This is a genomic window from Chromobacterium sp. LK1 (assembly GCF_001043555.1).
Classification (GTDB): domain Bacteria; phylum Pseudomonadota; class Gammaproteobacteria; order Burkholderiales; family Chromobacteriaceae; genus Chromobacterium; species Chromobacterium aquaticum.
This window is the reverse complement of the sequence record NZ_LDUI01000091.1, coordinates 1-538: the sequence shown is the minus strand read 5'-3', so window position 1 is coordinate 538 and position 538 is coordinate 1. Positions and strand designations below refer to the sequence as shown.

Sequence of the window (538 nt, the reverse complement as noted above, 5' to 3'; positions counted from 1 at the left end):
GCCGGGTAGGCAGCTTAGAAAATCCACAATTTGACCTGGTGTCCGAAAGGCGGCTTCTCTGCCGGGCAGGCAGCTCCCCACAACAAAATCGATGCCATATTAGGCATATAAATTGACATTAACTAGGGAGAAATTATGGACTTGGTACTTGCCGATGTAGCCGTCAGCGTCACCCAGCTCAAGCGCAATTTTGCCGGCATCATGCGCGAGGCCGCAGGGCATCCGGTGGTGATCCTGAATCACAACCGCCCGGAAGCCTATCTTGTCCCTGCCGCCCAGTACGAACGCATGATAAACCTGCTCGAAGACATCGAGGACGCAAAGTTGGTGCTGGAACGTCGGCAGCAGCCCACCGTCAAGGTGGACCTGGATGAGCTATGAAGTTGTCTTCCGGGTGGATGCGGAGAAGGAATGGCGTAAGTTGGACCCATCGATTCTGAAGGCTAAAACGCGCCAAGGCTGAACGGACGCAAGCCAGTGACAAGCTCATCCGCGGTTCTCACTCTCCCTCCCCCTCCCCTGCCACAACGGCAAACCC

At 55.9% G+C, this 538-nt stretch carries 1 protein-coding gene; it reads left to right on the top strand.

Annotated features, from left to right (window positions below; translation table 11 throughout):
* Positions 1–135 precede the first annotated feature (135 nt).
* The gene (locus VI26_RS22975; RefSeq protein ID WP_048412075.1) at positions 136–381 is read left to right on the top strand and encodes a type II toxin-antitoxin system Phd/YefM family antitoxin; all 246 of its coding nucleotides are present in this window, start codon (positions 136–138) and stop codon (positions 379–381) included.
* The last annotated feature ends 157 nt before the right edge of the window (positions 382–538 follow it).

Coding starts and splice junctions, on each gene's coding strand:
- VI26_RS22975 (WP_048412075.1), top strand. CDS start 136: ATGGACTTGGTACTTGCCGATGTAGCCGTCAGCGTCACCCAGCTCAAG.